This window comes from Dyadobacter ginsengisoli DSM 21015 (assembly GCF_059568735.1).
On record NZ_JCANTY010000009.1, the window covers coordinates 274,010 to 292,356 of the forward strand.

Consider the following 18,347-nt stretch of genomic DNA (forward strand, 5'->3'; position numbering starts at 1 on the left):
ATTTTATTTGTGAATGAATTATTTCAAAAGACTACTCGAATTACTGAAAATAGAAAGGGAGGAAGACAAGCAATCGTATATGCGGTTGATCGAAAAGTCTTCGGTTTCCGAACGCCGGGCCAATGGGTTAGCCTGGTATCCCATTGCTATTCGCGGCTCAGAAATGGGCCGGGGCGATTACCTCACGGTTGAAGTGGAAAGAACGACACACCAGGACCTGCCGCATCAGCTGCGGTTCGGGATGCCCGCCGTATTGTTCAGCAACCATGAGCCCCAAAAGGACCGTGTGGAGGGAGTGATCTCGCACCAGGGCGGTAACCGTTTGAAAATCACCTTGCGCACCGATGAACTACCCGAATGGTCCCGCGATGGCAAACTCGGTATCGACCTGCTGTTTGACGACAACAGCTACGACGAAATGCAAAATGCATTGAAAACAGCCGAAGGACAGGCGGCCTCGGACAAAGAGGGGCATCTCATTCGTGTACTCACAGGAGAAAAAACACCGTCTTTTGACCTGGACAGCTACCCCGTCTCGATCCCAAAGCTGAATGCTTCCCAACAACGCGCTGTTCAGCAGATCCTCTCTGCGCAGGACCTCGCGATCGTACACGGGCCTCCGGGTACAGGAAAGACGACCACGTTGGTTCAGGCTATCAAGCTGCTGGTCAAAAAGGGCGGCAAGCCGGTGCTCGTGGTCGCGCCTAGTAATACTGCCGTAGACCTGCTGAGTGAGAAGCTCAGTGAAGAAGGCTTAAATGTGTTGCGGGTAGGTAACCCGGTGCGTGTTTCGGAACGGCTGTCGTCTCTGACGCTCGATAGCAAAATGAGTGCTCACGCGGGCGTGAAGGACATAAAGGCGTTGAAAAAGCAGGCCAACGAGTTCAAAAATATGGCGCACAAGTACAAGCGCCAGTTCGGGAAAGCCGAGCGCGACCAGCGAAAGGCGCTGTTCGACGAAGCACACCGCATTATGAAGGATGTGGCGAATATCGAGCAGTACGTGATCGACGATCTGCTTGCCAAAACGCAGGTAGTGGCGGCTACATTGGTAGGCGCCAATCATTTCACCGTCCGGAATATGAAGTACCATACCGTCGTGATCGACGAGGCCGGGCAGGCATTGGAGCCGGCTTGCTGGATACCTATTCTGAAAGCGGACAAAGTGGTGCTGGCGGGTGACCATTTGCAGTTGCCGCCTACGATCAAGTCGGCCGAGGCCACCAGAGAAGGACTCAGTACCACACTTTTAGAAAAATGCGTGGCATTACACCCCGAAGCAGTGGTCTTGCTGGAAGAGCAATACCGGATGAATGAGGCGATTATGGGTTATTCATCCAAGGTATTTTATCATAACAAACTGAAAGCGCACGAATCGGTGGCTTCCCGCGTGCTGTTCCCGGGCGAAGCGCCCCTGGCATTCATTGACACCGCGGGCTGCGGTTTTGATGAAAAGCTGGAAGGGACGAGTTCTACCAATCCCGAGGAGGCTGCATTTTTGTTTAAACATTTGTCACAACTGGCTGCTGAGTTTACCCGAATGAACACCAGACCGGATGATTTTCCCACCATTGCCATTATATCTCCCTACAAGGAGCAGATCAATATCCTGAAAGGCCAGCTCGCGCATGTACCCGAGCTGCAACTTTACCTGGATAAGATAGCAGTCAATACAATCGACAGTTTTCAGGGACAGGAGCGGGATGTGGTGTACATCAGCATGACGCGCAGTAATACCGAAGGACAGATCGGCTTCCTCGCCGACATCCGTCGCATGAATGTGGCCATGACGCGGGCGCGCAAGAAACTCGTGGTGATCGGGGATAGCGCAACGTTGTCACAATTGCCTTTCTACGCCGACTTTATCGCCTATGCCGAAGGGTTGAATGCCTATCAGAGTGCCTGGGAGTTCTCGGATTTGTAACAATGTGATGAGCGGATTTTCTTTTCAAAGCAACCGGATTATCTTTAAAAGCATCTAGCTGAAATAAAGACATTCATCCGATTTGCTGAAAACCGTATGCCTAAACAATACCTTTTTACGCTTTACCTGGTTCTTGTCACTTCTTTTGTAGCTTTTGCACAGGCACCCGCCAGCGGATCGCCGCCCGGCGGGATCAGGGGCGTCATTAAAACCAAAAAAGGCGAACCGCTTCCGTTTGCGGCCATCATCGTCAAAGGAACGAGTATCAGCACTATTTCCAATGAGGAAGGCCGCTATCAGCTTGACCTGAAACCGGGCTATTACGAAGTGATCTTTCAATACCTCGGCTACAAAACCGGACAGAAAAACTTCACTGTTGAGGGTAAAATGCAAACCTTCGACCTGACGATGGAGGAGCAGGCGTTGAATCTCGGCGAAGTCCGCATTGGTGCCCGCGACGAAGATCCGGCGTACACGATTATGCGGAGCGCTATTGCCAAAAGTCGCTATCATTTCCTGCAAGTGGATAGCTACACGGCCAAAGTGTATTCCAAATCGTCGTTTGTAATCACCGACCTGCCTTTGGAATTTCTTTATAAAAAGGAATTGAAAGAAATGGAGAAGGAGGCCAATTTCAAAAAGGGCGTTCCGATGCTGAATGAGACGGTTTCGGAAGTTACTTTCCGCCAGCCCAGCGTGTACAAACAGCGGGTGGTCGCTACGCGGAGCAGTATGGATAAGAACATCGCCGATCCGAATATGTATCTGCTGGCGAGCTTCTACCAGCCGGAAGTGGTGAAGGCTGTTTCGCCTCTTTCTCCCCGCGCATTTGCCTATTATAAGTTCGAATATCTGGGTGCATTTCGTGAGAATGGTATTGAAGTCAATAAGATCAAGGTGACCCCGCGCAGCTGGGGCGAGGGTGTTTACCGAGGGACGATCCAGATCATCGAGGGTGAATGGAGCATTTACAGCCTTGATCTGCAAACGGTCAATACCGGTTTCCGGCTCGATATCAAGCAGGTTTACAGTCCTGTTCAGGGTGTTTGGTTACCGGTTAATCAGCAATTCCATGTGGAGGGAGGCATTTATGGTTTGAAAGGAAAAGGCGATTTCGTTATCTCGCAGTCGTTTACGAATGTGAAGATCAATCCTACATTCAAGCCGGATATAGTCGTGATCGATGATAAGAAATATGCGGAGGAAGCGAAGAAAGTACGATTGACCGGCAGGGAGATCAAGACGCAGAGTATGGAGCGGGTGGTGAGCAGGCAGAAAGAATTTTCAGCCAAAAACCTGCGGAAAATGATGAAGGAGTACGAAAAGCAGGACCGTAAAGAGAAAGAGAAGAAAGGAGAGGACATTGACCTGAAAATAAGCCGGGAGGATTCGACGCAGGTGGATTCGATGGCTACCAGACGGACTATGGCATTCTGGGATTCGTTGCGGACGGTCCCGCTTACGGTGGCGGAGCTGAAGAGTTACACGCGGCTGGATAGCCTGGTGATCATCCATGAAGGTTCAGAAAAACAGCGGGATAGTTTGAAAACCAGTAAGAGCGATACGACTAAATCGAAGAAGTGCCGCCAATTTGGTTTCGGCGATCTGCTTACCGGGCATAATTTCCGGTTAGGTAAGGAGAGTCCTTTTCGGCTGGACTACATGGGGCCGTTGCCAGGCGTGCAGGTTAATACGGTCGAGGGGTTGGTGCTGAACGGAATGGGGCTGAAATTGCGGCATTCGGGCGGGAAAACGGTTCGGGGAGTTAATGGGAAGTCGGAGGTGGTCAGGAATGGTCAGGCATGGTCGTTGGGAGGCTTGACGCGTTATTCGTTCGGTCGCAACAAGCTGCTCGCTACCGGCGTGGCCGACTATGCTTGGGCCCGCAATGTAATCAGCGTTTCGGGTGGGCGAGGTATTGCCCAGTTCAATGGCGAAAGTCCTATGCATCCCCTGCTCAATACGCTTACGACGCTGTTTTTGGAGCAAAACTTTGTAAAGGAATATCAGAAAGACTTTCTGCGGATTGATTTTAAAAACAGCCAGGAAAACGAACATTTTGAAATAAAAGCCAGCATTGAATACGCTGACCGCATCGCGTTGCCAAATCTCGAAAGGACTTCTCCGTACCGATGGATCGATTGGAAACGGCGGGAATTTACTTCCAACATCCCCGATAACGCGGAGAATCAGACCGACGCGGCCATGTTGCCTCCACCGATGCAAGGCCATCAGGCACTGACCGTCGGGATTGCGGCTTCATACAAACCTTGGCAAAAGTACCGGACGCGTGGTGGCAAGACATCTTATTATGACGACGATTCACCAAAGCTTTCGATCGGCTACCGCAAAGGAATCCACAATGCATTCGGCAGTGACGTTGATTTCGATTTCGTGCGGATCGGTATCGAGCACGGCTTCGAAACGGGTATACGCAGCAAATTGCGTTACAAGCTCGCCGTTGGCAGTTTCCTCAACAGCGACAGCCTTCAATTTCCTGACTATCAGCATTTTGTCGGCAATCGCTTTTTCTTCCAGCTCGGCGACCCGGTCGGAACCTTCCGCATGCTCGATTACTATAAATACAGCACTTCCAAACGTTTTTTCGAAGCCCACGTCCTAGCCGAGCTTCGCCAGTTCCTGCTAACTCAAATCCCATGGTTCCGAATTCTGGGCGTAAAAGAGAATTTTTTCCTGCATTACCTGGCCACGCCGGAGTCAGACAACTATACCGAACTCGGATATGGGCTGGATATTGGCATCCGCTTCCCGTTGCGTGTAGAGCTGGTCAACAGTTTTGAAGGGTTTAAATATAAGCATACCGCATTCCGGGTGGGGACTACGATGAATATTAACTGGGGGAAGAATTAGAGGATAAACACTTTTAGGAATCCATTCCCAAAAAGTCGACGTTTTTGTCCCTAGCTCAAAAAATCCTTGAGTTTGGCGGTGATCTCTTCTTCGCTGGGGAGCAGTTGCTTGTATTTCTTCGGTAGGTGGTTAGTTGTATTATAAGTCGCCACACCAATGGCAGCGCCGTGTTTTTTAGAGAATATTCCACAATGGCCAGAAGCGCATCTTTACTTATGGGTTTGGGTAGTGCATAGTCGAAATTGGTCTGATTGAGCAAATACCGTTCAAATGCTTTTTTCTCTATCTGATGGAGCAGTGTATTTTTCGACCAGCTGTATTTGCTTGTGGAAAGAATGTAAAATTGCCTTTCCTGGCTGAGCTTACACTTGGATAAAATGACCAAATGTTTGCTCCGGCTAATTTCTCCAACCATATACCAAATGTTCGTCGTGGAAAACCCACTCGTTTTTGGGAACTCGGCCTGCAGTTCTTTTGACAGCGATGTGACGATGGATTTGCCCCAGTTCTCGCTTTGTTTTTCAGATATGGATTTGCCGATTTCCCAACATAATTGGATGAGTTTAACATTGACAGTTTTTAAGGCCTCATACTGTGCCGAGCGCACTTTTTCCTTGATTTCGGCTATAAACTGTCTTTCCGGTATTTGTGTGTTCATATGCAGGTCACTCAGGTTCTAACCTTTGGACGTGTGGATCGGCATTTGGTAACAGCTTGTAGAATATTTTTTGAAATGATTTGAGCTGTTGCTACTTTTAACGCATTAAAATCTCCTGATAAAATACCAGATAAAACCACAGAATCGAGCATGGATCTTCTGTGAATGCCCGGGTTCTTCGCCCGGGACACTTTGCTATATCCAAAATTTTATCAGAGAGAAATGAAAGCAATGCAAAAAATCGCTGTGATTGGCGGCGGGGGGCGTACGGGCCAATATCTTGTCAATCAACTCATTGAAAAAGGCTATTCGCTGAAATTGCTGCTCCGGCATCCGGGGGATTTTACCATCCAAAGTCCGTTAATCGAGATAGTGCATGGCGATGTACTTGATGCCGAGGCCGTCCGGATTTTGCTGGATGGTTGCGGCGCGATTTTGAGCACGGTGGGCCAACGGAAAGACGAGCCGCTGGTGGCGAGCCAGGCGAATGCCAATATCCTGAATGCGATCGGTGAACGGCCGCTACGGTATGTGGTACTGGCCGGTTTGAATGTGGATACGCCGACGGACCAGAAAGGAGAGGAAACGTTGAAGGCCACGCAGTGGATGAAGGCGACGTTTCCTGCAATTCACAACGATCGGCAAAAATCCTATTCGGTTCTTGCGGAGAGCAATACCGAATGGGTTATGGTGCGGGTACCCTACATTGAATTTAATGGAAACCGTGCGGGGGTGAAAGTAAGTGCAACGGATTCGCCTGGCAACAAGATCGATGCCGCGGATATTGCCGGATTTATGATCGAGCAGCTCACGGATGATACCTGGCTGCATAAAGCGCCATTTATCTCCAACTAACAGTAAAGGCCGGCAAAAGAAATTTTGCCGGCCTTTTTCTATTTAAATCAAATGTTTTTAAATCAACGCATTCCAGAGGATTTCTGCCGGATGAAGCGCTTTGCGGCCAGTACCGTCGTGGATCTGGTGGCGGCAGCTGGTGCCCGGTGCGGCGATGATCACTTCTTCCGGCTGCTGGCGGACTGCTGGGAATAATACCAGCTCGCCGATCTGCATGGAAATGTCAAAATGTTCCTTCTCATAACCGAATGATCCTGCCATGCCGCAGCACCCCGACGGGATCAGCTGGACGGTGTAATTTTCCGGTAGCGAAAGCATCTTTTTGGTCGGTATCATGCTGGAAATGGCCTTTTGCTGGCAATGTCCGTGCAGTTTGATCAACTTTTTTTCCTTGGTAAACTGGTTCCTCGAAATATTTTTCAACTCGATTTCACGCGCTATGAATTCATCGAATTGCAATGCATTCTGTGCAACCATTTTAGCATCTTCCACCAATTCTTCACTCACAAGATCGGGATATTCGTCACGGAAAGTGAGAATTGCGGACGGCTCGATGCCCACAAGCGGCGTGTCGTGTGAAATGATATCTTTTAAAAGACGGATATTTTCCTCTGCGATCTTTTTGGCATCCCGCAGCAGGCCCTTGGAAAGTTGCGGCCGTCCCGACGGTCCATGGTTGGGGATAATCACCTCATAACCCAGTTTTTCCAATGCCAGAATGGATTTTTTACCAATTTCCACATCATTGTAATTGGTAAATTCATCGCAGAACAAATACACTTTCCGTTCCGAGCGGGGCGCACTGGTTTTCCGTTGCTTATACCATTTTTTCAAGGTTGTGCTGTGCAGCAAAGGCATGGTGCGTTCCGGGTGGAAGCCTACTACCGTGTTGGCGATCTTACGGAGCGGTGCATTCTTGAAAATCAGATTGTAAGCCCAGGGTACATAGCTCGCCAGGCCGGTCATTTTGGAGAAATTGCCGATCAGCCACGACCGCACCGGAATGCCGTTTGCATCGTGGTATTGTTGCAAGAACTCCATTTTCAGTTTCGCCACATCCACGTTGGAAGGGCATTCTCCTTTGCAGCCCTTGCAGGCAAGGCAGAGGTCATAGACTTCCTTGATTTCCTTGTTATCGAAACGGTTTTCCTTGGGCGAGCGTGTAAGCATTTCGCGCAGGATGTTCGCACGGGCACGGGTGGTGTCTTTTTCGTTCCGGGTAGCCATGAAGCTCGGGCACATGGTACCACCGCTGAGCTGCGTCTTCCGGCAGTCGCCCGAACCGTTGCATTGCTCGGCGTGTTGCAGGATATTCTGGTCGTGGAAGCGGAAATGGGTTTTGAATTCCGGCGTCTTCTGGTCTGCTTCATATCGCAGAAACGTATCCATAGGGGCCGTATCTACGATTTTGCCGGGGTTAAAGATGTTGTTTGGGTCCCAGGTTTTCTTGATATCCTTGAAAAGCTGGTAGTTATGTTGACCCACCATTTTCGGGATAAATTCCCCGCGCAGGCGGCCGTCGCCGTGCTCGCCGGAAAGCGAGCCGTCATATTTCTTCACAAGGTCCGCGATTTCCTCTGCGATCATCCTGAACTGACGGTGCCCCTCGCTGGTTTTGAGGTTGATAATGGGTCTCAAATGCAGCTCTCCTGAGCCCGCGTGCGCATAATGCACGGCCGACATGCCGTTCTTTTTCAGGATCTCGTTGAATTCCCGGATATATTCGGGTTGATCGTAAACGTCGATCGCCGTGTCCTCGATCACCGCTACCGCCTTTTCATCACCGGGGATATTGCCCAGCAATCCGAGCCCTGCTTTTCGTAGCGTCCATATCTTTTTGGTGTCCTCCCCGAAAAGCAACGGATAGTGGAAACCAATACCGGCTTCTTTGAATTCTTTTTCCAGATCAGCGGCCAGCTGTTCTACTTCCTCTTTAGTTTCCCTCGAAAGGTCGACTACCAGGATCGCCGGAAATTTGCCGTCCGGTTTGTTCTTGACAAAAAATGCATTTTTCCGTTGTTCGACATTGGTGGCCGCGCATTCCAGGACGTACTCATCAATGAGTTCTACCGCATGCGGACCATATTTGAGGGTCAGAATAGTCGCTCGCAACGCCTCGTCGATGGTATCGCAATGCACGCATACCAGTCCCTGGGTTTTGGGTGGCAGTGGTACGAGATTAACCTTTATTTCCGTCAGGAAGCATAATGTCCCCTCCGAACCCGCGATCAGGCTGCACATGTTGAACGGCCTGTCCGAACCGGTCTCCGTGGTGTAGGGCGCCATATTCAGCAGCATATCCAGCGCATATCCGGTGTTGCGGCGTTCTACCGATGGTTTCGGGAAGTTTTTCCTGATTTCCGACTGATTTTCGGGGGAAGCCAGGATAGCATCGGTTTTCAGGTATATTTTATCGAGCAGCGATGCGCTGCCGTTTTTGTCGCGCGCATTGCTGACGAGCGATTGTAGCTCATTGCTGCTGATATTTTTGAATTCGGCATCGCTGCCGTCGGCGAGGATCGCTTTTACTTCCAGCAAATGCTCACGCGTGCTTCCATAAACGATCGAATTGGAACCACATGAGTTGTTGCCGACCATCCCGCCGATCATCGCACGGTTGGCGGTGGAGGTTTCCGGGCCAAAATAGAGTCCGTAAGGTTTCAAGGCCATATTCAGCTCGTCGCGCACGACGCCTGGCTGGACACGCACCCATCGTTCCTCCGCATTGATCTCGATGATTTTGTTGAAGTTTTTCGAAACGTCTACAACTATACCGTTACCTACCACCTGGCCTGCGAGCGATGTGCCGGCGGTACGGGGAATTAAGGATACTTTCTTTTCCGTAGCGTATGAAATCAGTGCTTTGAGGTCACCGATCGATTTGGGAATAGCAACGGCAAGCGGCATTTCGCGATAAGCAGATGCATCTGTCGCGTATAACGTCCGCATGGTATTGTCGTAAAAGAGGTCACCGTCAAGGCGTTGTGCAAGCAAACTCAGATCAGCATCTGATACTGGAGACAGGGATGTCATAAATGCAATTAGCTGGAAAAATAACAGATTCAAAGTTACGCACAACCGGGAAGGAATTCCAGCAAAATGTTCGGGAAGTGCGAGGAGGGGAGCTGGAAAGAATTAAATGTCGGTTAAAAATTCTCTTGAAAATACCCGCTTTTGTACTTCTCGAATACGCTATTTGGACTTAAAGCGGATATGTCACCATCGTTTGAAATAAAATCATTTTTCTGGGATTTATACATGCAGATAGTATTGTATTATCCGAATTATTTATATTATTTTGTATAAGGTGTGGCGTAAAATTTATATTTTTTAGCGTTAAAGTTCATTGAAAATGCCTCTCTGAATTGTTGAGCGGCTTAAATGGACCAATAATGTGGGAAATGTCAAAATGATACAAAGCGCCGGCATTCAGACCTAATTTATATCTAACCTATGATGAATTTATCCTTTCATGTACTTCGTCAGCATGAGCTCCCTGCTGTGCGCATTCCCAGCGCCAAGACAAGACCATTCTATTTCAAATTCAGAATTTTTGCCTTGCTGATGGCCCTGGCGGGTATGAGCGGCGCAGTACTGGCACAGGACGTCAATGTGTCCGGTAAAGTGACAGACGCTAAAACAGGTGGTATTCCCGGTGTGACCATTACGGTAAAGGGAACCACAAAGGGAACCAATACTGATGTCGAAGGTAACTATCAGATCAGTGTTCCTGGTAATACAACACTGACATTCAGTGCGATCGGTTATGAAACCAAAGATGTCCCGGTCGGCAACAAGTCGGTTGTGGATGTGGTGCTTTCCGAAGATGTGAAAGCTTTGGAAGAAGTGATAGTGGTGGGTTATGGAACCGTGAAGAAGAAGGACGCTACTGGAGCGGTATCCGCACTGGGTTCGAAAGATTTCCAGAAAGGGATCGTCACATCGCCCGAGCAGCTGATGCAGGGCCGCGTGGCGGGTGTGCAGATCACACAGTCGAGCGGCGAACCGGGTGGTGGCATCAATGTGCGTATACGTGGTACGTCATCCGTACTTGGTGGAAACAACCCTTTGTTTGTGATCGACGGTGTGCCTTTGAGTGGTGACAATACTTCCGGTGGTGGCGACAACCAGGGTGTGGGGAGGCAGCCCGCCAAAAATCCGTTGAACTTTATGAATCCGGATGATATTGCCAGCATTGATATTCTTAAGGATGCGTCAGCAACGGCTATTTACGGTTCCCGCGGTGCGAATGGGGTGGTTTTGATCACGACCAAAAGAGGTAAAGGAAAAGGAACACTCGATTATGGTTATTCTTTGGGTGTAAGTACTATCACCAAAAAATATGATTTGCTGAACGCCTCCGAATACAAAGCGGCAGGTGGCCAGGACCAGGGTGCCAATACCGACTGGCAGGATGAACTGTTCCGTACTGCGCTGACGCACCAGCACAATCTGTCGTACGGTGGCGGGGATGCTTCAGGGAACTACCGTTTCTCGTTGGGCTATATGGATCAGGATGGTATCGTTAAAACCTCCAACGTAAAACGTTACAGCATTGGCTTTGCCGGAACCAAGAAGTTCATCAATGACAAACTGACGATTGGCAGTAACCTGAATTTCGCGAATACGCTGGATACCGGTGTCCCGATTTCGGAGAACATCGGTTTTGAAGGTGATCTGATGGGAAGTATCCTGAAAGCGAACCCGACACGGGCCGTGTTCAATGCAGATGGGACCTACAACCAGATTTCAACCACGGAACCAAACCCGCTGGCATTTGTAAACCTGTCCCAGGACAAAAGTAACACGCTCCGGGCGCTCGGAAATCTTAATGCTGAACTGGAAATCTTTAAGGGATTGAAATTCAAAACTGTATTGGGTTTTGACAAATCGCTCTCAACCCGCAAGGCAGCCTATTCAAGAGACCTGGTAGTGTCGGGTATCCAGAACATCGGTCGCGTGTATATCCGCGATGTAGAATCCAACAACCAGCTATGGGAAAACTATTTTACCTATGAAAAGGAGTTTGGAAATGTTTCATTGAATGCGTTGCTCGGTTATTCTTATCAAAGCTTTGAGACCGCGGGCAAGAATGTGGCTGCGGCTAATTTCAGGACCAGCAACCTGGATCTGATGATCAACAACCTCGGTATCGCCGGAACAGTGGAGATCAAAGACGGGACAGCGCTGAAGAGCGTTGGTTCGGTGATTCAGAACTCAAATTACTCCAAAGACGAGCTGCAATCGTACTTCGGTCGTGTCAACCTCGGTTTTGGAAACAAATATCTTTTTACAGGAACGTTGCGTGTCGATGGTTCTTCCAAATTCGGGGGTAATAACAAATATGGCTATTTCCCTTCCGGTGCATTCAAATGGAAAATTGTAGAAGAAGAGTTTATTCCTAAAACCGTATTCACCGACCTGTCATTGCGCGTGGGATATGGTGTAACGGGTAACCAAGCGATCCCTCACAACGTGTATGACCGCCGTGACCGTTACAGTGATTACGTGATCAACCAGGCAGGTGATGGAATTACAGGTGGTGGTTTGAATGCCGTGGCATTCAATAACCCGGATTTGAAATGGGAATCTACTGCTGCATTCAACCTCGGTATCGACTTCTCAATTTTGAAAGGCAGACTGTCCGGTAGCTTGGATCTCTATAATAAGAGCACCAAAGACCTGTTGTTCAAAGTGGTGGCGGCACAACCGGCGCCAAACCCATTCGTATACCGCAACCTCGATACCGATATTCAGAACAAGGGTATAGAGCTGGCTTTGAATGCGGTAGTGATCGATGGCAAGAAGTTTTCATGGGAAGTGCTGTTTAATGCCTCGTACAATAAAAACCTCGTGAAGAACCTGATCGGTACCTATGATACCGGTGAGATCAACGGTCAGGGGTTGTCGGGTGCGTTTGCACAACGTCTGGCAGAAGGCCAGCCGCTGTTTGCATACTTCCTGCGCGAATTCGGCGGATTTGACGAAAATGGTAATTCGCTTTATCCAAACGGGGACTTTCAGCAATTCCTGGGAGGCAAGAGCCCGCTGCCAAAACTCAACGCAGGTTTGACAAACAACCTGAAATATGGAAATTTTGACCTGGGTATATTTTTCAATGGCGTTTTTGGAAATTATATTTACTCCAACACAGCGAACGCATTCTTTACTCAGGGATCATTCGCCAATGGACGTAACGTAACCAAAGATGTAATCGGCAATGGAGAAGGTGCTTTGAACGCTCCGGATGTATCGACCCGGTTCCTGCAGAAAGGCAACTTTGTGAGATTGCAAAATCTGACGCTGGGTTACAGAGTACCGATGAAAGCCAATAAGGTGCTGAACAATGCGAGAATATTTGTAACAGGCCAGAACCTACTGACAATCACTCAATACGATGGTCAGGATCCGGAAGTGAGCACTAACAAGTCATTGAATGACATTCCCTCATTTGGGATCGATTATACGGCGTATCCGAGAGCCCGTACCTGGACAGTCGGTGTAAACGTGACATTCTAATTCCTAACTAGTTGAACAATGAAGACAAGCAGAATATATAGAATCGTGATAGCAGGAGTTAGTATGGCCGTAATGTCGGCCTGTACCGACCTTGTGAATGAAGAAAAGGACTCGGTGGTGAATAAGGCCACAGACGGGGGCTTTGCGCCGGTGAATGTAACCGAAGCGCTGGCATCCGCATACAAGGATTTGTCGACCTACTCCGACCAGGCTGGGATCTATGCATTGGGGGAGCACGTGACGGCAGAGATGATCCCGCCGACCCGTGGTGTCGACTGGGGCGACAACGGAGTTTGGCGTACGCTCGACCAGCATACCTGGGATGCGTCGCACTCGTACATCCTGAGCGCATGGAATGCATTGAACCAACGTGCGTACAAGGCTACGGAAATCATCGCTTCTAATCCTAATGCCCAGCAAAAAGCGGAGGCACAGTTTATTCGGGCATATAATATGTACTGGGTAATGGATTATTGGGGCGTAGTGCCTTTCAGGGAGGTAACCCAGGGTGTAAACGACCTTCCGAAGGTACTGACCCGTTCGGAAGCATTCGACCTGATCCTCAAAGATCTAGAAGAAGCATTGCCGAATCTTCCTAAGGCAGGGCCGTCGGTAGCGAATGGTACGGCGAATAAAGCAGCCGCCAATTTCCTGCTCGCAAAAATGTATCTCAATAAAGCGGTGTACAAAAGCGCGACGCCCGAAGGCCCTTACACATTCGACAAGGCCGATATGGACAAAGTGAGTGCTTATGTGGATGCTATTACGGCAGACGGTTACGCACTCGAAAAAGACTATTTCTCCGCATTTTCATCTGCGGCAAAAACAGAACCTATTTTAAACGTGCAGGAAGGAACCGCGCAAAACCGCTGGTTTATGACCCTTCACTATGGACAGAACCCGTCGGGATGGAATGGTTTCGCAACCCTCGCGGACTTCTACGACACTTTCGAGGCGAAGGATTCGCGGATCGGGCAAGCTGCCAAGAAAGACGGATCGCAGTTTTCGGGTATCGGACTCGGCTTCCTGATCGGTCAACAATATGACGAAAAGGGAAAGGTGATCATCGATTCGCGTACGCAGAAGCCACTGGCATTTACAAGGGATGTACCCCTCGCGGGTGCAGCCACCGACAAGGGTATTCGCGTCATCAAGTATCACCCGGCCAATTCGGGCAAGTACATATTGATGCGTTATGCAGAAGCTTACCTGATGAAAGCAGAGGCATTGCTCCGTGGCGGAAATGCGGCTGGTGCATTAACCCAGATCAATACACTGAGAACCGCCCGTGGCGCATCGGCCCTGGGTTCGCTGACAGAAGCCAACCTGTTTGATGAAATCGGTCGCGAATTGTATTGGGAAGGTTTCAAAAGAACGACTGAGATCCGCTTTGGTAAGTTTACTACTGGTGCTGGCACTTCGGTAAAAGAGGCGTATACCGTATTGTACCCCATCCCGTCAGCAGCGCTTGTATCCAACTCGAACCTCGTGCAAAACAAAGGCTATTGATAATTTAATCATGCATATTGCCAAAAATGCTCGAACACATCGAGCATTTTTGTTTTTTTAGATTACAATGAATATTGGCAAGCAAGTATACCTGCTGATCATAGCAGTGGCAGTGATGATCGGCTCCTGCGGAAAGCGGGATTCAGATGAAGAGACAGCAGAAAAGTACTTTCAATCGCTGGGAGAAAATCAGGCGCGGTTGCTGGTTCAGATAAATGGAAAAGAGTTCTATTCCGATGCCAGCGTTTTTGGTGGACAGATCCTGCTTTCCGACAATGTACTGAACATTAGCCTGACCGACCAGTTCGGGGGTAAAACGATGCTCAGTCTCGCAAAAGAAAAGTGGTATGAGCAACATCCGATCCGCTGCGTGATAGAGCCTGATGCTCCCGATGGAACAAGCCTGAAAATCGGGAAGATTATCGATAAGCAACAGATGATCGGCGAAGGGTACATGATGACGAAAGGGGAGATTTCTGCGCCGGTGTTTACAAAGGACAAAATGATCTTTAAGATAAAGGGCGAGGTTGGGAAATACAGTGATTTCCAGCGCCCCGACCAGTTTTTGCCAGTTGAGGGGATGATCGTTTACAAAAAGCCCGCAGTTAGCCTGGGTAACATCACAGAAAAGGAGGCTTTCAGTTCTATGATTCCAAATTAATGATGCGCAGATCTGCCATTTCCGTTTCAAAGGGGCTTATTCCCTTCCTGGTGTTTCTTATTTTTTCATGTAAAGAAAAAAATGAAGACGCTCCCGGATTATTCGAAGAACTGAATGCCTCAGAAACCGGTATCGACTTTATTAACAAAATAGAGGACCGTGAGGATATCAACATATTCAACTACCGTAATTTTTACAATGGTGGCGGGGTATCGGTAGGCGATATTAACAATGACGGCTTGCCTGATATCTATTTTACCGCAAACATGGGTGAAAACAAACTTTACCTCAATAAAGGTAATTGGAAGTTTGAAGACATCACTGCCAAAGCCGGTGTGGCAGAACCCGATAAATGGAGTACAGGAGTGGTAATGGCCGACGTGAACGGAGATAACCTGCTTGATATATATGTATGCAATGCCGGCTATCAGAAATTTGTCAACAAACAGGGGAATTCACTCTATATCAATAATGGCGACCTCACTTTTACCGAATCCGCCGCTAAATATGGCCTGAATGAGACAGGCTACACGACACATGCCGCTTTTCTGGATTACGATCTCGACGGCGACCTGGACGCCTATATCCTCAACAACAGTTTTATCCCTGTAAATACGCTTAACTACGCCAACGACCGTAACCTCCGTGCCAAAGACTGGCCGGTAAAGGACTTTTTGAAAGGTGGCGGAGCCAAACTCCTGCGAAATGACCAGGGCAAATTTGTAGATGTGAGCGAGGAAGCGGGCATTTATGGCAGCCTCATAGGCTTTGGGCTTGGTGTAACCGTCGGCGATATCAATGGGGACCTTTACCCGGATATTTATATCTGCAATGACTTCTACGAAAAGGATTATCTGTATATCAACCAGAAAGACGGCACTTTTTCAGAGGAGCTTGAAAAACGCGTCAAGCACACCAGTCTTGCGTCGATGGGCGCGGATATGGCCGACATTAACAATGACGGTTATCCGGAGTTGTTCGTTACCGATATGCTTCCCCGAGATGAGTATCGGTACAAGACAACCACTTCATTTGAAAATCATTACCTGTTCAATCTCAAAAAAGAGAAAGGGTTTTATAACCAGTATATGCAGAATAGCCTGCAACTGAACAATCAGGATGGCACTTTCAGCGAAATCGCCAATTACTCCGGCGTCGCGGCAAGCGACTGGAGCTGGGGCGCCTTGCTTTTTGATGCGGATAATGATTCGAAGACCGATATCTATGTATGCAACGGGATTTTTCACGATATCCTCGATCAGGATTTTATCGATTTTTTTGCTAACGAGGTTACGCAAAAAATGGTGATGTCCGGAGAAAAGGAAAACATGCAGAACATCATCGATCGTATGCCCTCGACACCCATTGCGAATAACTTTTTCCATAATGAAGGAAATCTTCAGTTCAGGGAGAAGGCGAAGGAGTTTGGGTTTGGGAAGGCATCATTCTCTAATGGTGCAGCCTACGCCGATCTGGACAACGACGGGGACCTCGATCTGGTGGTCAACAATGTTAATGAACCCTGTTTTGTATATAAAAACAAATCGGAGGCAGCAAAAGAAAAGAACCACTTCGTGCGGCTTAATTTGAAAGGGGAAGGGATGAATAGCAGGGCCATCGGCTCACAAGTAACGGTCTACGCGGGTGGGCAGGTTTTCAGCAGACAGGTGAACCCCTCTCGTGGCTTTCAGTCCAGTACCGAATATCCATTTACGATCGGCCTGGGGAAGATCGATCGTATTGACTCTATCCGTGTGTTGTGGCCCAACCGTAAGTTAAGCCGTCTGACAGGCGTCAAAACGGACACTATGCTGACGTTTGCGATCGGTGATGCGAATGCAGACTTTATTATGCGTACCGAACAGCCACAACCGGTACTCAGTGCAGTTGTGGGAACAGGACTTGGGGCGCATCAGGAAAATAAATACGAAGATTTTTACAGTGAGCGGAATATCCCCGTGATGCTCTCGCAGGAAGGGCCTAAGGCGGCGATAGGTGACGTGAACGGCGATGGGACGGATGACATCTACCTCTGCGGAGGAAAGGAACAGGGCGGGCAGCTCTATTTTCAGAAAGGAGGAAGGTTTATCAAGTCCACACAGAAGGCATTCACGGATCTGGCGGGCTTCGAAGACACTGCCGCGACGTTTTTTGATGCCGACGGCGACGGAGATCTGGACCTGGTGGTTGGCAGCGGGGGAAATGAAACGCTGGTGACCAGCCCCGATTTGCCTACCAGGCTTTATTTCAATGACGGAAAAGGAAATTTCGCGATCAATATCCGGGCACTACCTCCCAATGCGATGAACACCGCCGCGATCGCGCCTTGCGATTATGACCGGGATGGCGATCTGGATTTGTTTGTGGGTAGCCGTAGCGTACCGCGCGAGTATGGGTCGAGCCCGTCGAGCTACCTTTATGAAAATGATGGGAAGGGTATATTCAAGGAGGTCGGCAAAACGATCGCTCCGGAGTTGAGCAAACTGGGTATGGTGCGGGATGCCAGTTGGGTCGATGTAGACGGTGATCAAATAAAGGAACTTGTTGTCGCAGGCGACTGGATGGCCCCGGCGGTATTGAAATACGCGCAAGGGAAATTTCAGAAAACGCAATCCGGGCTGGAAGCTTACGCTGGTTTTTGGGGCTGCCTGAAACCCGTGGATCTGGATGGAGATGGCGACCAGGACATTGTACTGGGCAATATTGGTGAAAATTTTTCATTGAAAGCATCCGCCGCTTCGCCCCTCAAAATCTGGATCAACGATTTCAACAAAAACGGAACGATCGAAAAAGTAATCTCTAAAACCGTCGACGCAAAGGATGTGCCGATCCTTCTGAAACGCGAGATGACCACGCAGTTCCCTTTTTTAAAGAAGAAAAGCATTAAGCATTCCGAATACGCGACCAAAACCGTGCAGGACTTGTTTCCGGCCGATCTTCTGGATGGTGCCGTGGAAAAGTCTGTCAACTACATGGAATCGGCCATAGCGGTCAACGATGGCAAGGGGCATTTCAAAATCACCCCGCTTCCGTACATGGTGCAGTTTTCTTGCCTGAATGCCATTGAAAGCGCGGATGTCAACCAGGATGGCCGGCCCGACCTGATCGTCGGCGGCAATTTTACCCATTTCATACCCCAGCTCGGAAGTCTGGATGCGTGCCGCGGCAATGTGTTGATCAACAAAGGCAACATGCAGTTTGACGTGCTGCTCAGTAACCGAAGCGGGCTGGTGCTGGACGGTGAAGTAAAGCAAATCAGTCCTATTGAGATCCAGGGGCGCCCCTACCTCATCGGGCTGATTAATAACGCCGTCCCGGCGCTGTTCAAAATCAACAAACTGTAATCGTTT

The 18,347-nt window shown here is 49.0% G+C and carries 9 protein-coding genes; 7 read left to right on the top strand and 2 right to left on the bottom strand.

What is annotated here, in order from left to right; genetic code table 11:
- Window positions 1-13: 13 nt before the first annotated feature.
- On the top strand, window positions 14-1,924 hold the full coding sequence (locus BP71_RS30430) for an AAA domain-containing protein (RefSeq protein ID WP_496385385.1): 1,911 nt from the start codon (window positions 14-16) through the stop codon (window positions 1,922-1,924).
- A gap of 96 nt (window positions 1,925-2,020) precedes the next feature.
- Window positions 2,021-4,795 (top strand): DUF5686 and carboxypeptidase regulatory-like domain-containing protein, encoded by a 2,775-nt coding sequence (locus tag BP71_RS30435; protein ID WP_496385386.1) that lies wholly within the window; start codon window positions 2,021-2,023, stop codon window positions 4,793-4,795.
- Window positions 4,796-4,850: 55 nt separating this feature from the next.
- Here BP71_RS30435 and BP71_RS30440 read toward each other — a convergent pair whose 3' ends face one another.
- The gene (locus BP71_RS30440) at window positions 4,851-5,453 is read right to left on the bottom strand and encodes a DUF1016 N-terminal domain-containing protein (RefSeq protein ID WP_496385387.1); all 603 of its coding nucleotides are present in this window, start codon (window positions 5,451-5,453) and stop codon (window positions 4,851-4,853) included.
- Window positions 5,454-5,675: 222 nt separating this feature from the next.
- Here BP71_RS30440 and BP71_RS30445 point away from each other — a divergent pair, with 222 nt between their 5' ends.
- Entirely contained in the window at window positions 5,676-6,308 is a 633-nt protein-coding gene (locus BP71_RS30445; protein WP_496385388.1) for an NAD(P)-dependent oxidoreductase, read from the top strand.
- 57 nt (window positions 6,309-6,365) lie between these two features.
- Here the strand turns inward: BP71_RS30445 and BP71_RS30450 are convergent, their stop codons facing one another.
- Window positions 6,366-9,341 (bottom strand): FAD-binding and (Fe-S)-binding domain-containing protein, encoded by a 2,976-nt coding sequence (locus BP71_RS30450; protein ID WP_496385389.1) that lies wholly within the window; start codon window positions 9,339-9,341, stop codon window positions 6,366-6,368.
- Between the two features lie 420 nt (window positions 9,342-9,761).
- On the opposite strand from BP71_RS30450, the gene BP71_RS30455 reads away from it, so the two are divergent.
- The 4 genes from BP71_RS30455 (at window position 9,762) to BP71_RS30470 (ending at window position 18,341) form a co-directional block, all read left to right on the top strand.
- Window positions 9,762-12,827, top strand: coding sequence for a SusC/RagA family TonB-linked outer membrane protein (locus BP71_RS30455; protein ID WP_496385390.1), 3,066 nt, complete (start codon window positions 9,762-9,764; stop codon window positions 12,825-12,827).
- An 18-nt stretch (window positions 12,828-12,845) separates the two neighbouring features.
- Window positions 12,846-14,336 carry a RagB/SusD family nutrient uptake outer membrane protein gene (locus BP71_RS30460; RefSeq protein WP_496385391.1) on the top strand — a complete coding sequence of 497 codons (1,491 nt, stop codon included), beginning with the start codon at window positions 12,846-12,848 and terminating at the stop codon, window positions 14,334-14,336.
- A 67-nt stretch (window positions 14,337-14,403) separates the two neighbouring features.
- Entirely contained in the window at window positions 14,404-14,997 is a 594-nt protein-coding gene (locus tag BP71_RS30465) for a hypothetical protein (RefSeq protein ID WP_496385392.1), read from the top strand.
- The gene (locus BP71_RS30470) at window positions 14,997-18,341 is read left to right on the top strand and encodes a VCBS repeat-containing protein (protein ID WP_496385393.1); all 3,345 of its coding nucleotides are present in this window, start codon (window positions 14,997-14,999) and stop codon (window positions 18,339-18,341) included. The genes BP71_RS30465 and BP71_RS30470 overlap by 1 nt, the downstream gene beginning before the upstream one ends.
- Window positions 18,342-18,347 lie beyond the last annotated feature (6 nt).